Origin of the sequence: Alkalibacterium indicireducens (genome assembly GCF_039522005.1) — a bacterium.
Classification (GTDB): domain Bacteria; phylum Bacillota; class Bacilli; order Lactobacillales; family Carnobacteriaceae_A; genus Alkalibacterium; species Alkalibacterium indicireducens.
Genome location: NZ_BAAADA010000191.1, coordinates 1 through 631, shown reverse-complemented (window position 1 = coordinate 631; position 631 = coordinate 1). Strand labels below are relative to the sequence as shown.

Sequence of the window (631 nt, the reverse complement as noted above, 5' to 3'; positions counted from 1 at the left end):
CACGGTTCGGGGAGGGGTCTGCGCAAACCTGTTGTAGAAATACAATAAGGCGGCGCTTTCCTACTCTACTGCGAGGACGGTTTGACCGACACCTCGTATTTTAATGCGGTCTACAAAGAAGCGGTAGAGCTGTGTGTTCATCTTTGCAAACTATATAAGCTGACCGAAAAAGATATCATTGGTCACTATGAAGGGCATCAAAGAGGAATTGCTTCGAACCATGCTGATCCTAGACACTGGTTTTCAAGACACGGTAAAAGCATGAACACCTTTCGAGCAGATGTGAAGAAGCTACTGAGTGAAGGGGCGAAGCCCGTCGAACCGGAGAAAAAGAAATACTACCGCGTACAAATCGGTGCCTATTCCGTTAAAGCCAACGCTGAAGCACAGCTTGCCACAGCAAAGAAAGCAGGCTTTTCTGATGCGTTTATAAAATATGATTAAAAGGCAGGTATTACTTGCAAAATAAGGCTTTCAGAGGTAATATGTACGAAGGAAATTGAATAAGGCCGCCATGTCTTTCAGGTGCTACCAACACCTAAAAGCCAATGCAGGTAATCAACTCAAGTTTTGCAGTTGAATATCCAGGTTTAACCCTTGCGGTTATTGAAACTTCTTATAAATAATTATC

1 protein-coding gene is annotated in these 631 nt (G+C 43.4%); it reads left to right on the top strand.

Annotation, left to right across the window (positions count from 1 at the left end):
- The first annotated feature begins 81 nt into the window (after positions 1-81).
- A complete protein-coding gene (locus ABFX15_RS10615; RefSeq protein ID WP_346025386.1) occupies positions 82-444 on the top strand; it encodes an SPOR domain-containing protein in 363 nt (120 codons plus the stop codon).
- Positions 445-631: the final 187 nt, after the last annotated feature.